The sequence below is a fragment of the Streptosporangium pseudovulgare genome (assembly GCF_014648055.1).
GTDB lineage: Bacteria > Actinomycetota > Actinomycetes > Streptosporangiales > Streptosporangiaceae > Streptosporangium > Streptosporangium pseudovulgare.
Genome location: NZ_BMQJ01000011.1, coordinates 83,702 through 99,932 on the forward strand (window position 1 = coordinate 83,702; position 16,231 = coordinate 99,932).

A 16,231-nucleotide genomic window follows, 5' to 3' on the forward strand; every position below is an offset into this window, starting at 1 on the left:
ACCGCGCCGTCTTGATCATGGTCGGCCGACGATCCGCCGGCTTCCGGTCCCGGGCTTCCCTGACCCCTGCGACTCGGGATACGGAAGCCCAGCCGGCTCACTGCGCCGGCCACCACCAATAAGTGATCACGGTGTCGCGACGCCCCTCGAATGCGCCCTCGTAAGCAAGAACTGAAACGCCCCGCCGTACGGCGTGGGCCTCAGGCGCCGGCCCGCTCCCGCAGGGCGGTGACGGCGGACAGGGCGGCGCGGGCGGAGGCGGCGTCGTGGACCCGGAATACCCGCGCGCCCTGCCAGGCGGAGACGGCGAGGGTGGCCAGGGTGCCGGCGTGGCGCTGCTCGACCGGCAGACCGCCGAGGGTCTCGCCGACGAAGTCCTTGTTGGAGACCGCGACCAGCACCGGCCAGCCGGTGCCGACCATCTCGTGCAGGCGGCGGCCGACCTCCAGGGAATGCCAGGTGTTCTTGCCGAAGTCGTGGGCCGGGTCGATGAGGATCGACTCCCTGGCCACCCCGGCGGCGGCCGCCCGTTCGGCGAGGTCGACGGTGTAGCCGATGACGTCGGCGACCACGTCGTCGTAGGCGACGCGGTGCGGGCGGGTGCGGGGAACGGCGCGCCCGGCGTGGGCGCAGACCAGCCCGATGCCGTGCTCGGCGGCGACGCCGGCCAGGCCGGGGTCCACCCCGCCCCAGGTGTCGTTGAGCAGGTCGGCGCCCGCACGCGCGACGACCGCGCCGACCTCGGCGCGCCAGGTGTCGACGCTGATGATCAGTCCGGGGTGGCGCTCGCGGACCGCGGCGACCAGGCCGGCCACCCGGCGGATCTCCTCGGCCGGGTCCACCTCGTCCCCGGGACCCGCCTTGACCCCGCCGATGTCGACGATGTCGGCGCCGCCGGCGACGGCGGCGTCCACCGCGTCCAGGGCCGCCGTGAAGCCGTACGTTCTGCCCCTGTCGAAGAACGAGTCGGGGGTGCGGTTGACCACCGCCATGATCGCGAATTCGCCGGGCCGGAACTCACGGCCCCGCAGGCGCAGGATGCTCATCGGGACCGAGCCTATCGCCCGGTGCCGGAGAGGCCGGCGCTCCCACCTGCGCCGCCTCTGGGAATGTCGTGCGGAAGACCGCTTCGTCAGGCGACCGGCCCACATCCGGTCACCGAGGTCTTCGTCAGGCGGCCGACCCACCTTCGGCCACCGAGAGGAACTCCTGGGCGAGGGCGGGCAGCCGCCGTCGCGCGTGGATGAGGGCGATCACCCGGCGGACCGAGGGATCGAGGGAGCGGACCCGCAGCCCGGCACGGAGGGCCTGCTCGGCCATCCCGCGGTACCACAGCAGCGAGGCCGCGCCGGAGCGGACCGTGTTCAGCCAGTTGCCGCGCTCGTCGAGCTGTACGGCGGGCACGGGGACGATGCCGTACCTGGCGAAGAGCGCGTCGAACTCCCTGCGCCGGGCGCTGCCGGGCACCGGCAGGACCAGCCGCATGCCGTTGAGCCGGTTCATCGGCACCGGATCGGGCAGCTCGACGCCGGGCGGGGAGATCAGCACGATCTCCTGGCGCTCCAGCGGGTGGCTGACCAGGTCGGCGGGGACGGGCAGGTCGGTCAGGCCGAGGTCGGCCCGCTGGTCCCGTACGGCGTTGACCACGCCGTCGCGCCCGTCGCAGCGGACGATGTGGACCCGCACCCCGGGATGCTCGGCGGTGTAGGCGGGCAGGAGGCGGCCGGCCAGGCCCGGCTCCAGGCTGGGGGTGGAGGCGATGCGCAGTTCGGTGTCGGACGTGTGGCCATGGGCGGACAGCTCCTCGATCTCGCGGACGGCGTCGAGTGCCTCCCGGGCGAGCTTGACCACCCGGCGGCCCTGCGCCGTGACGACCACGCCCCGCCCCGAGCGGGCGAACAACGTCATTCCGAGTTCTCGTTCCAGATCCCTGATCGCCCGCGACAGGGCGGGCTGTGCGATGTACAGCGACTTGGCCGCGTCGGTCATGGTGCGATGCTCCGCTGTCGCGACCACGTAGCGGAGCTGCTGCAGATTCATGCATCGAAGCTAGGACACGGGAACCCGCTCAGTCCGGCACATCGCAGAGATCACCTCGGATGATTCCGGAATGTAATTGATTGCGGCTACATCCGTGACGGATGATAAATCAGTATGCTTACGCCCCAAATTCCAGAATGATCCCGACCTACGGGTCACAAGGGACAGATGGTTTACGGGGAGACAGCGTGACAGGCAACGGGCAGTTCCCTCCGCCGCCGCCTCAGCCGCAGGGATATCCGCACCCCGCGCCGCCGCCCGCCTGGGCCTCCGCTCCTCCCCAGGGGCCGCCCCAGACCCCGCCGCCGGGTCATCCGCCTCAGGGCCCGCCCCCGCAGGGACCGCCGCCGGGACAGGGCGGGCCCGGGGGTTACGGCCATCCGCACGGGGGTCCGGCGGCGCCCGTTTCCCCTCCGCCGCAGGGCGTCCCACCCCGGCCGCTTCCCCCGCGACCGCCCGCCCCGCACCCCTTCCCGCCGCCGGGACACCCGGGTCCGGGACACTCGGGTCCGGGGTATCCGGGGCCGGGTCACCCGCCGGCCCACCCTCCCCAGGGACATCCGCCGCAGCCGCCGGGATACCCGCCCCAGCCGGTCCAGGGGCCCCCGCCGCAGCGGTTCCCCCAGCCGGCCCCGCAGCCTTTCCCCCAGCCGGTTCCGCCGCAGGGGCAGGCGCCGTACGGCATGCCGCCGGCACCGCCGGCGCCGCCGCCTTCCCCCCTCCAGGGCCCCTCCCCCTACCCTCAGTGGCAGCCGCCGCGCCGCCGTTCCGGCGCCGGCGCGGTCATCGGCGGGATCTTCGGGGCGATCGCGGTCGCGTTCGTCGGGATCATCGTGATCGCCGCGGTCCTCCGCGGCGGCGACGACTCCCACATGGTCTCGCCGGTCGCCCTCCCCACCTCCACCCCGTACGAGGCGCGGACGAGCGAGCCCGCCGACCCGACGCCCACCGCAAGCACCACGAGCACCACGAGCACCGCCGACGACTCCGGCGACTCCCAGGGCTCCGATGACACGACGGACACGACGGACACGGCCGACGCCCGGCCCCGGAGGGTGCTGAACACCAGCCTCACGAACAACACCCTCTACCGTGCCGGGAGCCTGCCCCGGGTCTCCTGCCCCGCCGGCTCGGCCAACATCTACAGCAACGCCCAGCTCAAGGCGCTGATCCTCAAGACGTCCCGGTGCCTGGACAAGGGCTGGGCGCAGATCCTGCAGCAGCAGGGCATCGACTGGCGGCGGCCGGGCTACGCCATCACCTCCACCAGGGGACGCGGCGCGTGCGGGGACTTCCCCTCGGCCGGCGGCATCGTGCCGTACTACTGCCCCCGCAACGAGACGATCTACGCCTCGACCTCCGCCATGGTGCGAGGCTCGGGCCGCTCCCTGGGGTACGGCCAGCTCACGAACTGGCACGGCGGGATCGTCAGCATGATGGCCCACGAGTACGGCCATCACGTCCAGCAGCTCTCGGGCCTGTCGAACACCTGGTGGGAGAAGAGCCTGCGCTCCACCAGCAAGAGCGGCAGGCTGGCGCTGAGCCGCAGGTTCGAGCTGCAGGCCACCTGCTTCGGCGCGATGTTCATGCGCTCGGTCTCGGCGACCTACCCGGTCACCCCGGCGCGGCGCGACACCCTCTACTACTTCTACTCGCGCGTGGGTGACTGGGCGGGCGCTCCCCGCGACCACGGCTCCCCCGCCAACAACAACCGCTGGTTCCGCCAGGGCTACGAGAAGAACAAGACCTTCCAGTGCAACACCTGGCTGGCTCCGGCGTCCACGACGTCATGACTGTCGCCATGTTTTAAGCGTCCGTTAACCGTTACTTGATCATGTGTCTGTCATGTACCGGTATGGGAGCTAGAATCCTGGCAAATTTCGTGTAAGCAGGGAATCTTGGCTGTTTTGCCAGGTGGACCGGGATGAACCATAGGAAGCGGTGTGACGATGCACCTTGGGCAAGACTCGGGGGACGCCGCCGAGGGCGGGCAACGACGCACCCGGCAGCGTGATGCGAACCCCGGAACACCCCCGGGGCCCCCCGGAACACCCCCAGGTCCGCACGATCCTTCCGGCGCGCCGACCTCGCACGGAGCGCAGGGCGCGCACGGAGCACCCGGCGCCGGAGCACCCGACGCTGGAGCACCCGGCGCTGGAGCACCCGGCGCTGGAGCACCAGCCGCATCACCGGACGACCCCGCCGACCCGGAGAAGACCCGGGCCTTCCGGAAGACCCCCAACAGGACGGCCCCGCAGGGCGGAGCGGTCCCTCCGGGCACGCCGGGAGGACCGGCCGCGCCCAGCGGCCCGCAGGGATCGTCCGCGCCCGGCGGCCCGCAGGGATCGTCCGCGCCGGCCGGGCAGCCCGCCCCGGGCCGCCCCACCCCGCAGCAGCCGCCCGGCGCCCAGGACAAGCTCGTCGCCGGATCGCCCACGCCGCAGGCCCCGCCCGCCGGACCGGCCGCGGCGGCGCCCGCGCCCGCGGGAGGCTCCTCCCCTGCCCCTGCCCCCGCGGCCTCCCCGCCGCCCGGAGCGGGTTCTCCCTCACCGGCGTCCGGCCCGGGGCCGTCCGCGCCCCAGGCCTCCGGCGGGACCTCCGGGAAGGGGGCCGCCGGGAAGCGGATGCGGTTCGCCCGGCCGCTGACGATCGGCTCGATCATCGGCTGGACCGCGCTGTCGGCGATCCTCCCGGGTGCGGCGCACCTGCGCTCCGGACGGCGCCGCATCGGGTACGCCCTGCTCGGAGTCTTCGCCGCGCTGCTGGTGGCGGCGCTGGTCGCCGGGCTCACCCTCCAGGGCAACGTCGGCTTCCTCGCCCGGGACAGCACGCTGACGGGCCTGGTGGCCCTGACCGGGGTGGGCGCCCTCGCCTGGTTCCTGCTGGTGCTCTTCTCCTACGTCACCCTCGGCCCGAACCGGCTGAAGGGCCGGGACCAGATCATCTCGGGCATCGCGGCCGGGGTGCTGTGCGTGTCCGTGATGGCGCCGTTCGGATACGCCGCGAGCAGCGTGCTGGCCATCAAGGACACGGCCAACGTCATCTTCCAGCAGCAGGAGGAGGCGAACCCCACGGCCGCGCCGATCAAGGCCGAGGACCCCTGGGACGGCAGCTCCAGGGTGAACTTCCTGCTGGTCGGCGGTGACGCGGCAGGCAACCGCACCGGCCTGCGGACCGACAGCATGACCGTGGCCAGCATCGACATCAAGAGCGGCAACACGGTGCTGTTCAGCCTCCCGCGCAACCTGCAGCACGTCCGCTTCCGGCCCGGCACCCCGCTGGCCAAGCGGTTCCCCAACGGCTACATGGCCGATCTGCCCAACGGCGGCCTGCTCAACGAGATCTGGCAGTACGCCGAGGAGAACCCGGACCTCGTGCACGGCAAGGACGGGCAGCGCGGCCCCAAGGCCCTGATGGACACCATCGGCTACACGCTCAACCTGAAGATCGACTACTACGCCCTGATCAACATGTACGGCTTCGCCCACCTCGTGGACGCCATCGGCGGCCTGAAGATCCGGGTGGACCACGACATCCGCTGGGGCGGCCACTTCGGCACGGCCGGCACGATCAAGGCGGGCTACCGGACGCTCTCCGGCGAGGAGGCGCTCTGGTACGGCCGCTCCCGGGTGGACAGCGACGACTTCTCCCGGATGGGCCGGCAGCGGTGCGTCATCGGCGCCTTCGCCCAGCAGGCCACGCCGCAGGTGGTGCTGACCAACTTCATCAAGATCGCACAGGCCGCCAAGAAGCTCGCCACCACGAACATCCCCCGCGAGCTGCTGGACCCGCTGATCGAGCTGGCCATGAAGGTGAAGGGTGCGAAGATCACCAGCCTCCAGTTCGTGCCGCCGCAGTTCTACAGCGGCGCACCCGACTGGGTGAAGATCCGCACCGCGACCGCGCGGGCGCTGCGCCAGTCGGTCCAGCCCGCCCGCCGCCCCCAGGCCGCGGGCGCCACCGCCTCGCCGGCCGACGGGACGCCCTCGGCCGGGGCGAGCGGGGCCACCCCGGAGCCCGGGGTGAGCGGCACCACGCCCAAGCCCACGCCGACCAGGTCGGCGGTGGCGGCCAAGCCCAGCCAGACCCCCACCCGGAACGGCAACCCCTCGGCGGAGTCCCTGTCGGAGACCTGCGGGCTCTGACGCCCGGCGGATCCCACCGCCCCGGCCCGTGGCCCGGTCCCCTCGCGGGGGCCGGGCCACGGCCTTTCCCGCCACGGCCTTTCCCGCCACCGCGCGCCACCGCACGCACCACTGCACGCACCGCCGCGTGCCACCGCCGTACGGCCGCGCGTGCCACCGTGCGGACCGCCGCCGGGACGGCCGCAGCCGGTCAGGCCGCCGCCGCGCGCCGGGGCAGCAGCGCGAAGGCTCCGAGGTAGAGCAGCCCCGCCACGATCAGCAGGCCCCGGTAGCCGACGACCAGCGCCAGGTACTCCAGGCAGCCGCCGGCCATCGCGCCCAGCAGGTTCGCGCCGAAGGCGGTCGTGCCGTCGTGCGAGTCGGCGAACCGTTTGGCGAACACCACGTTGGCCGCGAAGATCGGCAGGAACGCCACGACCACGGCGGTCACCGCCCGCAGCGGCAGCGGCAGGCCCAGCAGCCAGGAGCTGGGCACCAGCCAGGCCAGCACCAGTCCGGCGAGGAGCACACCGTACATGACGGGCAGCGGCGGGGTCGGGAAGCGGCGCGTCACCTCCACTGCGGCGAGCACCGCGACCAGCACCCCGGCGAACACCACCGCGTTGACCACCCAGGTCGTGCCGAACAGCAGCGCGAACCCGGTGACGCTCTTGGTCTCCAGCAGCATGAACGCCACGCCCAGCAGGAACAGGTCGGCGTACGGGCGCATCCTGCGGTACGGCCCGGCGACCGCCCGGACGGCGAGCAGGCTCACGATCAGGATCAGGATCAGGGTGACGACGTAGATCTGCGGGATCGTGCGGTCCTTGAGGTACAGGAAGGGCCGGTCGTCGTCGCTCGGCGGCGGGGCCCCGGCGGCGGCGCCCGCCCACTCGGCGCCGCAGGACTGGTCGGCGGCGGCGAGGCCGGCGGTGATCACGGCCTGCTGCCCGGCCTGGCTGACCACGTCCACGCAGGGCCGGTGACCGAAGGCGGCCTGCGCGGTGGCGGCGAGCCGGTCGACCAGCCAGCCCTCGCGGTAGTAGTTGTACATCGAGAAGGTGCCGCCGGGCTTGAGGTGGTCCCTGGCCGCTTCCATGGCCTGCCGGGTGAACAGGTAGCTCTCCAGCCGCAGCGAGCCGGCGCCGGAGACCAGGGTCAGCGAGTCGGGCAGCGCGAACAGGATCAGGTCGTACTTCCTGGCCGTGCGTTCCAGGTAGGCGCGGCCGTCGGTGACGACGGTGGTGACCCGGGGGTCGGCGTAGGGCCGATCGGGGTGGTAGATCTCGCCGAGCTCGCGGAGCCTGGGGTCGATCTCCACGGCGTCCACGTGTTTCGCGCCCTTGGCCAGCGCGATCGCCACGTCGGTGCCGCTGCCCGCGCCGACGATCAGCACGTCGTCGAGCCGGTGGGCGGCCGACCTCTCGTACGGCAGCGCGTACTGCCGCTCCCACGACAGCCGCTCCCGCGCCGGGATGGCCTGCTGGTGCGGGATGCCGTTGACCTGGATGTCCATCACCGGGACGCCCTGCCATAGGAAGCGGTCGTAGGTCACCTTGTAGTACGGCGACCACAGCGCCCCGGCGGTCAGCGTCTCGACGGCGAGCGCGCCGACGACGACCAGCGACGGCACGAGCACCGCGACCCGGCCGCCGAGCCCGCGCGGCCACAGCAGCGCGACGTAGGCGGCCGCGGCGATCATCCCCCACACCACCGGCGGGGCGCCGAGGAACGACAGCGCGGTGAACAGCGCGATGCCTGTGAGGCTGCCGACCAGGTCGTAGCGGTAGGCCTCCAGCCGGTCCAGCTCGGGGAAGCAGCGGCCGACCAGCTCGGCCGGGCCCATCAGCACGACCGCGGCGGCGGCGAAGATCAGCGGCAGGATCAGCCACGGCGGCGGCCCGCTGGTGTTGAGGCTGGTCCAGTACAGGACGCCCTCGGTGTCGCGGTCCACCGTGACCGGGAATCGCAGGATCACCAGCACCAGGACGGCCAGCGCGATCGCCGAGTAGTACGGCGGGCGCGCCGTGCGCCCCACCCGCAGGAAACCCAGCCCGATTCCGAGGAACGACCCCAGAAGGACAAAATTCGTGAAATAACTCAAATGCACGATATTCGAGCCGGTCCACCGGATCAGCGCCAGCTCCAGGAAAAGCATGAACGCGCTGGCCACGACCAGTCTGGGCCGGGCGCCGAGCCAGTGCCGGGAAAAGGCGCCGGAATGCGGTGATGGCGTGGTCTCCGCCGCTGTGGTCATGCCGGACAACCTAGTGACCGCCGCGTCCCCGCGAAAGGAAAACGGCCCCGGCGATTTGCCGGTGTAAACGGGAGAAGATACCGGTCGGAGTTGTTATGAACGGCTGGACGCGCCCGGCGGAAATGGAGGAACGTGGGATGGCCCGTTCCCTTCGGTTTCCCGGTGGTGCGTCATGCGCGTCCTCATCCAGCTCCGCCCCTCCCCCGACGTCGTCGCGGCCGTGGCCGACCCCGGCGCGACCGCGACCACGGCCGACGTCGCCGACGGCCTGCCCGGCGTCGCGCTGGACCACTCCTTCACCCCGGTCGCCGTCCCGCGCCCCGTGCCGGCGACCGGCGGCGACCCGCTGTCGCTGAACCAGGCGCTGACCTTCTCGCTCGCCGCCGAGGACGCCACCGTGATGGTCCGCGGTGAGATCTCCGACGACGAGCTGTCCACCCGCCTGACACTGCTGCCCGCGCTGCACCGCGACGTCGTGGGGGTCTTCGCCGACCCGGTCATCGAGCCCAACCCCACCTGCGGCGGCGACGGCCCGGTGGGCGACTGGCACGACGTGGAGCGGCTGCTGGACGTCGCCGGGCTGGGCGCCGAGGGCATGGACGGCTCCGGCGTCGCCCTCGCGGTGCTGGACACCGGCATCAACACCGCCCACGTCACCGGCCGTCTCGGTCGCGACCTCACCCTGGACGCCACGCGGAGCTGGAACCCCGACGGGGTGCACGGCACCCCGGGCGGTTTCCCCGTCGACCACGGCTCGATGTGCGCGTTCGACGCGCTGATCGCCGCGCCGCGCGCAACGCTGCTCGACCTGCCCGTGCTGCTCTCCCGCAGGCCGGGCGGCTCGGCCCTGGACGGCATGCTGTCGGACGCGGTGGCCGCCTTCGCCCACCTGCGCACCGTCCTGGAGGCGCAGCCCGCCGGGTCGCGGGCCCTGGTGATCACCAACAGCTGGGGGTCGTTCTCCCCGCGCTGGGACTTCCCCGTCGGCCACCCCGGCAACTACTCCGACAACCCCGCCCACCCCTTCAACCTCATCGTCTCCAGCCTGGAGCAGGCCGGCGCGGACGTGCTGTTCGCCGCGGGCAACTGCGGGCGCGAGTGCCGCGACAGCCGGTGCGCCTACCCGGACCGGCCGATCACGGGCGCCAACTCCCACCCGGGCGTGCTGTCCATCGGCGGGGTGGACACCGCCGGGGAGCGGGTCGGCTACTCCTCCCAGGGCCCCGGCCGGCTCACCTCCCGCAAGCCCGACATCTGCTCCTACACCCACTTCTCCGGCTCCGGGGCCTTCGGCGACCGTGAGCCCGACTCCGGCACCTCGGCCGCCTGCCCGGTCGCCGCCGGGGTGGTCGCGGCCGTGCGCACGGTGTGGCCGGCCTCCCGGCTCGCCCCGGCGCAGCTGCGCACCCTGCTGCGCCGTACCGCCGACGACCGCAGCGACGTCGGGTTCGACTTCGACTACGGCTACGGCGTCATCGACGCCTCCGGGGTCATCTCCTCATTGCGCCGCCGGGCGGCGCGCGTAGCGTGAGGAACATGGTTCTCGTCACCGTACGGCTCGCGCCCAGGGCGACCCTCGAACAGGCCATGCGCCGCCTGAAGCTGTCGGAGAAGGACGTCGACACCGGCTACGGCCTGGTGCTCATCGACCCCGGCGAGGACCTGTACGGCCTGCGCGTGAGCGAGGCCGCCGCCCGGCGGATCGACCCGTCCGCCGGCGGCGGCCCGTACGCCGACCCCCGCATCGAACCGTACGGCCCGCCGGACTAGCCCCCGTCCTCGTGGGTCGCCCCGCCCGCCGGGACCGCCCGGACGGCCCGCCGCCATGGGGGCACCCGGTCGGGCCCCGCGGCCGGAGGGTCAGGCGTTGGCGCGGTTGAAGACCCGCGTGCCGACCGCCACGCACACCGCGGACAGGGCGAGCGCCACCCCGACCCCGACGCCCACGGCCGCCGTGGCGTAGTGCCCGGCGAACAGGTCGCGGACGGCCTCGACGACGTGCCGGAACGGGGTGGCCCGCGACACGGCGTCCAGCCAGGCCGGCGCCATCGACATCGGCAGGAACGCCCCCGACAGCAGGATCAGCGGGACGACCACGGTGCTGACCACGGGTGCGAACAGGTCGGGGTCGAGGGTGAGCGCGATCGCGTTGGACAGCGCGGCCAGGCTGACCCCGAGCAGCGCCATGATCGCCAGCCCGGCCAGCACTCCGGGCAGCGGGGCCCGCAGGCCGAAGGCGTAGCCCAGCGCGATCAGCAGGACCGACTGGATGAGCAGGATCAGCGAGCTGCCCAGCACCCGGCCCAGCAGCAGGGCGACCCGGTGGGCCGGGGTGACGCGGAGCCGCTCCAGCACGCCGGAGCGCAGGTCGAAGACAATGCCGAACCCGGCCATGCCCGCGCTGAGCAGGCTCACCTGGACCAGCAGCCCGGGCACCAGGGTCTCCCAGGTGCCGATCGTGGCGAACAGCGGCCCGAACAGCACCAGGTACAGCAGCGGCTGCATGACCCCGAACAGGATGCCGACCTTCTGCCGCAGCAGGATGCGCACGTTGTGCCGGAAGACCAGCCAGGTCTCGCGGATGACGTCCATCGGACTCCTCACCTCTCCCCGTCCGCCGCGCGGCGGGCTCCGGCCGCCGTCGTCTCCGCCATGTCATTCCGATCCGCCCGATCCGCCCGGTCCGCCGGTGCCGCCGGGCGGTCCGGGGCCTCGGCTCCCGGACCGCCCGGCACCCCGCCCGCGCCGCTCGGGTCGCCCGGAGCGCTCGGATCACCCGGGGCGCCCAGGGCGTCGTCCCGCAGCGAGCGGCCGGTGATGGACAGGAAGACGTCGTCGAGGGTGCCGCCGCCGCCCTTGAGCTCGGCCGGGGTGCCCTCGGCGACGATCACGCCGTGGTCGATGATGAACAGCCGGTCGGCCAGCGTGTCGGCCTCCTCCAGGTAGTGCGTGGTCAGGAAGACCGTCAGGCCCTCCTCCTCGCGCAGGCGCCGGATGTGGTCCCACAGGTGGGCCCGGCTCTGCGGGTCGAGGCCGGTGGTGGGCTCGTCGAGGAAGAGCAGCGCCGGGGCGTGGACCAGGCCGAACACCAGGTCGAACCGGCGGCGCTGGCCTCCGGAGAGCGCCGCCCCGGGCCTGGTCTCCAGGCCGGTCAGCTCGAACCGGTCGAGCAGTTCCCGGATCCGCCCGCGCGCCTCGGCGGGGCGTGCGCCGTACAGCGCGGCGTGCAGTTCGAGCTCCTCCTTCACCGGGACGCCCGGGGAGACCCCGCCTCCCTGGGACACGTAGCCGATGCGCCGCCGCACCGACCGCGGGTCGGCGAGCAGGTCGTGCCCGGCGACGACGGCGGTGCCGCCGGAGGGGCGCAGCAGTGTGGTCAGCATGCGCATGGTGGTGGTCTTGCCGGCGCCGTTGGGGCCGAGGAAGCCCACGATCTCCCCGGCCTCCACGGCCAGGTCGACTCCCCTGACGGCCTCGACGCCGCCCGGGAAGGTCTTGCGCAGGCCCGATGTCCTGATCACTCGATCGCCTCCATCTTGAAGTCGCCCCAAAAATAGAGTGACTTAAAAATTTCTGCAACATCTAAAATGACCGGCATGAGCGAGGGACTGCGCGCGCGCAAGAAGCGGGAGACCCGCCTGCGCATCTCCGACATCGCGACGGGGCTGTTCATGGCCCGGGGGTTCGACAACGTGACGGTGGCCGACGTCGCCCGGGCCGCCGACGTCTCGGTCAACACGGTCTTCAACTACTTCGCCACCAAGGAGGACCTGCTCCTCGACCGGGCGCCCGAGGTCGAGGACCTGCTCGCCCGGGTGGTGCGGGAGCGCGAACCCGGGGAGACCCCCGTGACCGCGGTGCTTCGCGACTTCCTGGACGCGCTGGAGACCGGCCACTACCGCTACGGGTTCCACGAGGCCGGCGACGACTTCCTCCGCATGGTCGAGACCAGCCCCAGCCTGGTCGCCCGGGTGCGGGAGATGGGCGAGACGCGGGAGCGGAGGCTCGCCGAGGCGATCGCAGAGGAGGCCGGCGCCGATCCCGACGACCTGACCCCCGCCCTGGTCGCCGCGCAGATCAACGCGGTGCTGCGCACCGTGGTGAACCACGCCGTACGGCGCATGATCGCCGGGGAACGGGCCGACGACATCCTCCCGGACCTGCGCGAGCGGGCCGAGCAGGCGTTCGGCCTGCTGGAGTCGGGGATCGGCGGGCGCTACACCCGGCGGTGACCCGCCCGGCGGCGATGAGTCCGATGGCCTCCTCCGCCGCGATCCGCCCGGCAGCGGTCTCCCTGCCGCGACCGGCCCGGCGGCGGCTCCCCGGCCGCCCGGGGGCCGGGCGTCGCCGTACGACGACCACCGCCGAAGAGTGGATCATCCGGCGATATGATCATCCGGCACCTCGTCCCCTCACGACCCACGGAGCCGTCAGTGCCGGTGCGCGAGCGCGTCCGCACCTTCCTGGAGACCCCCTACCTCCAGCGGATCATCATCGCGGTCATCGTGATCAACGCGGCCACCCTGGGGCTGGAGACATCGGCCACCGTCACCGACCGGTACGGCACGGCGCTGGCGGTCGTGGACCACGCCGCGCTGTACATCTTCGTGGCCGAGCTGGCGGCCAAGGTCTACGCCCAGCGCCTGCGCTTCCTCCGCGACCCGTGGAACCTGTTCGACACCGCGATCGTGGCGCTGTCCCTGCTGCCCGTGGCCAACGGGCTGTCGGTGCTGCGGGCGCTGCGCATCCTGCGCGCGCTGCGGCTCATCTCGGTGGTGCCGAGCCTGCGCCGGGTGGTGACGGCCCTGCTGACCGCGGTGCCCGGAATGACGTCGATCGTGCTGCTGCTCGGCCTGGTGCTCTACGTCGCGGCGGTGATGGGCACGAAGCTCTACCACCTCACCGCGCCCGACTACTTCGGCGACCTGCCCACCTCGCTGTTCACGCTGTTCCAGATGATGACGGGGGACGGCTGGTCCGACATCACCCGCGACGTGATGGACGAACACCCGTCGGCGTGGCTCTTCTTCGTGATGTTCATGCTGGTCTGCACGTTCGTGGTGCTGAACCTCTTCATCGCGGTGGTCGTCAACGCGATGGAGGAGGAGGCCTCCGGGGAGACGGCCCGGGCGACCCGCAGCCTCGAGGCGGCCGTGCTGGCGGAGCTGTCGGCGCTACGGGCGGAGGTGCGGGAACTACGCGAGCGGACCCCGGTGGGAACCGCAGCGAGGGGGCGGGCCGCCGCGGAACCGGTCGCCGCGGTGACGGCCGCCGCCGGGCCCGTCGCCGCCGGGCCGGTCGCCACGGAGGTCGTCGGCACGGAGCCGGCCGCCGCCGGGCCCGTCGCCGCGGGGCCGGGCCCGCGGAGCCGATCACCCCGGGACCGCTCGTCACGGGGCCGCTCGTCGCGGGGCGCGCGGGGCCGGAGATGACCGGTCAGCGGGAGTAGTACTCCACCACGAGCTGCTCGTCCACCGGGACGGCGATCTGCTCGCGCCGCGGGCGGTCGAGCAGGGTGAACGTCAGGTCGGCGTGGTCGACCGACAGGTAGGGGGCGATCCGCTCGTCGGCGTGGATCCCCTCGGCCGCGGCGACGAACGGCTGCATCGCCCGTGACCTGGGCCGCACCGAGACGACCTGTCCGGGCTTGACCAGGTAGCTGGGGATGTCCGCCTTGCGGCCGTCCACGGTGATGTGCCCGTGCGCGACGTACTGGCGGGCGGCGTAGATCGACGGCGCGAGGCCGGCGCGCAGGACCAGCGAGGCCAGGCGGCTCTCCAGGATGGCCACCAGCTCGGCGCCGGAACGGCCGCTGCCGCGGTGCGCCAGGTCCCAGTAGCGGCGCATCTGCCGTTCGGAGACGTCGTAGTACCAGCGCAGCTTCTGCTTCTCCATCAGCTGCAGGCTGTAGTTGCTCGCCTGGTGCCGGCGGGTCTGCCGGCCGTGCTCGCCCGGCGGGTAGGGGCGCTCCTCGAAGTAGCGGACCGCCTTGCGGGTCAACGGGACGCCCGCCCGGCGGGACAGGCGCACCTTGGGTCCGGTGTAGCGCATGACAACTCCCTCTCGTTGCGGTAAGAATTGATTAGGCAAGCCTTAGTTAGGTAAGCCTAAGCTACCTGACATCGTTCGCCGATCTCAAGGAGGGCCGGGTCATGCAGCGCCCCGTCACCGCCCCGCCGATCCCGGAGCGGATCCGCACCCTGGCCGCCGCGGCGGCCCCGACCCACGTCTCCTTCGCCGGCACGGCCCGGCCCGCCGTCCCCGCCCGGGGAGGCGTGGACGGCGCGGGCCGCCCGGTGCTGCTGGTCCGGCCCGGCGACCCCCTGTACGGCGCGCGCGACGAACCCGCGGTCACCGTGGATCTGGTGGCGAGCCGCCGCCTGGGCGGGCACGAGACGGCGCGGGGTCTGCTCAAGGTGCAGGGCTGGGCGCAGGCCGTACCCGCCGCCGAGGCGCGCGAGGCCGCGGTGGCGATCGCGGGGCACTGCCCGGACGAGGCGCTGTTCGACGTCCTGGAGGATCTCGCCGCCCCGGCCGGCGGGGGACGCCCGGAGGGCACGGGCGCGCCGCGGCTGCTCCGCGTGGACGTGGGGCAGGTGGTGTACCTGACCGGCGGCGAGTCAGGGGTGGTCGACGCCGAGGACTATCTGCGCGCCGTGCCCGACCCGCTGTCCGAGCCGGCCGAGCGCATGCTCGCCCACGTCAACGACACCCATCGCCGACAACTCACCGACGCCCTGTGTTCCCTGCTCGGCGCTCCGGTGCGCGAGGTGTGGCTGTGGGAGCTCGACCGGTACGGGGCGACCGTCCGCCACGGCGCCGACCGGCCCGCGCTGGTCCGCCTCCCCTGGCCCGCCCCCGTAGCCTGCGCCCGCTCCCTGGAACACGCCGTGCACGGCCTCCTCTGCCACCGCTGACCGCCCCCGCTCCACCGGCGGCCCGTACGGCGAGAGCGTCCGGCGCGTACGGACACCGGGATGCGACGGGCGTCACGGCGCCCGGACGGCGAAGGCGCCCGGCGGGGCCGCCGGCCTCACGGGCGGCTCATGCCGGAGCCGCCCCGCGCGACCCCGGGAAAACGGTGTCGTTCTCACCGTCACCCGGGAATCGGGCAGAGGACATCATTCCAAAACGGACCGTCAGTTACCGGCCGCCACCTCGCTGGTGCTCCGGATCACCTGGTCGACGAATCCGTACTCCTTCGCCTCGGCGGCGGTGAACCAGCGGTCGCGGTCGGAGTCCGCCTCGATCCGCTCCAGCGGCTGGCCGGTGTGGTAGGCGATCCGCTCGCGCAGCATCTGCTTGGTGTAGAGCATCTGCTCGGCCTGGATGGCGATGTCGCTGGCGGTGCCGCCGACGCCGCCGGACGGCTGGTGCATCATGACGCGGGCGTGCGGCAGCACGTACCGCTTGCCGGGCGCACCGGCGCACAGCAGGAACTGCCCCATCGACGCCGCCAGGCCCATGCCGACGGTGGCGACGTCGTTGGGGACGTACTGCATGACGTCGTAGATCGCCATCCCCGCCGAGACGGAACCGCCCGGCGAGTTGATGTAGAGCCAGATGTCACGCTCACCGTCGCCGGCGGCCAGCAGCAGCAGCTCGCCGCAGATCCGGTTGGCCACCTCGTCGTTCACCTCGGTTCCGAGCACGACGATCCGCTGGCGCAGCAGCCGCTGGTACAGCGGGTCCTCGAACACGGGCTGTGGGTTGGTCAACTCTTTTCACCTGCCTCACATATCGGGAATCCACCGACGTACGTCTGATGAATCGCTGCCGACGATAACGCCGCCCGGAACGGAGTTCCGGG

Annotated in this window: 14 protein-coding genes; 7 read left to right on the forward strand and 7 right to left on the reverse strand. The window is 72.8% G+C overall.

Annotation, left to right across the window (positions count from 1 at the left end; all coding sequences use genetic code 11):
• Positions 1-200 precede the first annotated feature (200 nt).
• Together folP and IEZ10_RS21780 are read right to left on the reverse strand one after the other, a co-directional pair.
• The gene (gene folP, locus IEZ10_RS21775; protein ID WP_189248349.1) at positions 201-1,046 is read right to left on the reverse strand and encodes a dihydropteroate synthase; all 846 of its coding nucleotides are present in this window, start codon (positions 1,044-1,046) and stop codon (positions 201-203) included.
• Positions 1,047-1,170: 124 nt separating this feature from the next.
• Positions 1,171-2,040: a LysR family transcriptional regulator gene (locus IEZ10_RS21780; RefSeq protein ID WP_189248350.1), complete on the reverse strand. Its 870-nt coding sequence runs from the start codon at positions 2,038-2,040 to the stop codon at positions 1,171-1,173.
• A 683-nt stretch (positions 2,041-2,723) separates the two neighbouring features.
• Here IEZ10_RS21780 and IEZ10_RS21785 point away from each other — a divergent pair.
• Complete coding sequence (locus IEZ10_RS21785) at positions 2,724-3,833, forward strand: neutral zinc metallopeptidase (RefSeq protein ID WP_189248351.1); 1,110 nt, start codon at positions 2,724-2,726, stop codon at positions 3,831-3,833.
• Positions 3,834-4,664: 831 nt separating this feature from the next.
• Complete coding sequence (locus tag IEZ10_RS21790) at positions 4,665-6,185, forward strand: LCP family glycopolymer transferase (RefSeq protein WP_189248352.1); 1,521 nt, start codon at positions 4,665-4,667, stop codon at positions 6,183-6,185.
• A 190-nt stretch (positions 6,186-6,375) separates the two neighbouring features.
• Here the strand turns inward: IEZ10_RS21790 and IEZ10_RS21795 are convergent, their stop codons facing one another.
• Entirely contained in the window at positions 6,376-8,421 is a 2,046-nt protein-coding gene (locus tag IEZ10_RS21795; protein ID WP_189248353.1) for a spermine/spermidine synthase domain-containing protein, read from the reverse strand.
• Positions 8,422-8,593: 172 nt separating this feature from the next.
• Here IEZ10_RS21795 and IEZ10_RS21800 point away from each other — a divergent pair, with 172 nt between their 5' ends.
• Together IEZ10_RS21800 and IEZ10_RS21805 are read left to right on the forward strand one after the other, a co-directional pair.
• The gene (locus IEZ10_RS21800; RefSeq protein WP_189248354.1) at positions 8,594-9,952 is read left to right on the forward strand and encodes a S8 family serine peptidase; all 1,359 of its coding nucleotides are present in this window, start codon (positions 8,594-8,596) and stop codon (positions 9,950-9,952) included.
• Positions 9,953-9,957: 5 nt separating this feature from the next.
• Positions 9,958-10,191, forward strand: a complete 234-nt coding sequence (locus tag IEZ10_RS21805; protein WP_189248355.1) for a hypothetical protein — start codon at positions 9,958-9,960, stop codon at positions 10,189-10,191.
• A 90-nt stretch (positions 10,192-10,281) separates the two neighbouring features.
• Here IEZ10_RS21805 and IEZ10_RS21810 read toward each other — a convergent pair whose 3' ends face one another.
• Together IEZ10_RS21810 and IEZ10_RS21815 are read right to left on the reverse strand one after the other, a co-directional pair.
• Positions 10,282-11,013, reverse strand: coding sequence for an ABC transporter permease (locus tag IEZ10_RS21810; protein WP_189248356.1), 732 nt, complete (start codon positions 11,011-11,013; stop codon positions 10,282-10,284).
• Between the two features lie 8 nt (positions 11,014-11,021).
• Positions 11,022-11,942: an ABC transporter ATP-binding protein gene (locus IEZ10_RS21815; protein ID WP_229811501.1), complete on the reverse strand. Its 921-nt coding sequence runs from the start codon at positions 11,940-11,942 to the stop codon at positions 11,022-11,024.
• Between the two features lie 75 nt (positions 11,943-12,017).
• Between IEZ10_RS21815 and IEZ10_RS40000 the strand changes: the two genes are divergently transcribed.
• A complete protein-coding gene (locus IEZ10_RS40000) occupies positions 12,018-12,653 on the forward strand; it encodes a TetR/AcrR family transcriptional regulator (protein WP_189248357.1) in 636 nt (211 codons plus the stop codon).
• A 201-nt stretch (positions 12,654-12,854) separates the two neighbouring features.
• The gene (locus IEZ10_RS21825) at positions 12,855-13,853 is read left to right on the forward strand and encodes an ion transporter (RefSeq protein WP_308426292.1); all 999 of its coding nucleotides are present in this window, start codon (positions 12,855-12,857) and stop codon (positions 13,851-13,853) included.
• A gap of 4 nt (positions 13,854-13,857) precedes the next feature.
• Here the strand turns inward: IEZ10_RS21825 and rpsD are convergent, their stop codons facing one another.
• Entirely contained in the window at positions 13,858-14,472 is a 615-nt protein-coding gene (gene rpsD / locus IEZ10_RS21830; protein ID WP_189248358.1) for a 30S ribosomal protein S4, read from the reverse strand.
• 101 nt (positions 14,473-14,573) lie between these two features.
• Between rpsD and IEZ10_RS21835 the strand changes: the two genes are divergently transcribed.
• Positions 14,574-15,338 (forward strand): DUF2470 domain-containing protein, encoded by a 765-nt coding sequence (locus tag IEZ10_RS21835; RefSeq protein ID WP_189248359.1) that lies wholly within the window; start codon positions 14,574-14,576, stop codon positions 15,336-15,338.
• 222 nt (positions 15,339-15,560) lie between these two features.
• On the opposite strand, the gene IEZ10_RS21840 is transcribed toward IEZ10_RS21835, so the two are convergent.
• Positions 15,561-16,139, reverse strand: coding sequence for a ClpP family protease (locus IEZ10_RS21840; RefSeq protein ID WP_189248360.1), 579 nt, complete (start codon positions 16,137-16,139; stop codon positions 15,561-15,563).
• Positions 16,140-16,231: the final 92 nt, after the last annotated feature.

Excerpts from the sequence above, each read along its gene's own strand:
- folP (WP_189248349.1), bottom strand. The coding sequence starts at position 1,046 with ATGAGCATCCTGCGCCTGCGGGGCCGTGAGTTCCGGCCCGGCGAATTC.
- IEZ10_RS21780 (WP_189248350.1), bottom strand. The coding sequence starts at position 2,040 with ATGAATCTGCAGCAGCTCCGCTACGTGGTCGCGACAGCGGAGCATCGC.
- IEZ10_RS21785 (WP_189248351.1), top strand. The coding sequence starts at position 2,724 with ATGCCGCCGGCACCGCCGGCGCCGCCGCCTTCCCCCCTCCAGGGCCCC.
- IEZ10_RS21790 (WP_189248352.1), top strand. The coding sequence starts at position 4,665 with ATGCGGTTCGCCCGGCCGCTGACGATCGGCTCGATCATCGGCTGGACC.
- IEZ10_RS21795 (WP_189248353.1), bottom strand. The coding sequence starts at position 8,421 with ATGACCACAGCGGCGGAGACCACGCCATCACCGCATTCCGGCGCCTTT.
- IEZ10_RS21800 (WP_189248354.1), top strand. The coding sequence starts at position 8,594 with ATGCGCGTCCTCATCCAGCTCCGCCCCTCCCCCGACGTCGTCGCGGCC.
- IEZ10_RS21805 (WP_189248355.1), top strand. The coding sequence starts at position 9,958 with ATGGTTCTCGTCACCGTACGGCTCGCGCCCAGGGCGACCCTCGAACAG.
- IEZ10_RS21810 (WP_189248356.1), bottom strand. The coding sequence starts at position 11,013 with ATGGACGTCATCCGCGAGACCTGGCTGGTCTTCCGGCACAACGTGCGC.
- IEZ10_RS40000 (WP_189248357.1), top strand. The coding sequence starts at position 12,018 with ATGAGCGAGGGACTGCGCGCGCGCAAGAAGCGGGAGACCCGCCTGCGC.
- rpsD (WP_189248358.1), bottom strand. The coding sequence starts at position 14,472 with ATGCGCTACACCGGACCCAAGGTGCGCCTGTCCCGCCGGGCGGGCGTC.
- IEZ10_RS21835 (WP_189248359.1), top strand. The coding sequence starts at position 14,574 with ATGCAGCGCCCCGTCACCGCCCCGCCGATCCCGGAGCGGATCCGCACC.